Origin of the sequence: Nosocomiicoccus sp. HMSC059G07 (genome assembly GCF_001815515.1) — a bacterium.
GTDB classification, from domain to species: domain Bacteria; phylum Bacillota; class Bacilli; order Staphylococcales; family Salinicoccaceae; genus Nosocomiicoccus; species Nosocomiicoccus ampullae_A.
Window position 1 is genome coordinate 1 of the sequence record NZ_KV820814.1, and the last position, 322, is coordinate 322.

Consider the following 322-nt stretch of genomic DNA (forward strand, 5'->3'; position numbering starts at 1 on the left):
AATTCATAATTTTATTTAGTTATAATGATGATTATGTTACGTTCCTCCACCTTAATTTGTTTTCTCATCTTAATCAAATTTTTCCAAAAACCGACTATATATATATACATCTATCCAATTATTCTTTATTATTTTATGTTTTTTTAATTTAGCCTCACATTGAAATTCTGTTTTTTTAATAAATGATAAACAAGTTATATTATTGCTGAAAATTTCTCCGAACACTTTATTTAACTCATGATTTGTATATGCAAATTCACATAATTTATCTATAACGCTTAAAGAAAAAAGTTACGTCCATATAATTGTGTAAAATAGAAAA

The 322-nt window shown here is 22.0% G+C and carries 1 protein-coding gene; it reads right to left on the reverse strand.

The window, feature by feature from the left end; genetic code table 11:
- Positions 1 to 69 precede the first annotated feature (69 nt).
- Complete coding sequence (locus HMPREF3029_RS09715; protein ID WP_371327370.1) at positions 70 to 273, reverse strand: GNAT family N-acetyltransferase; 204 nt, start codon at positions 271 to 273, stop codon at positions 70 to 72.
- Positions 274 to 322 lie beyond the last annotated feature (49 nt).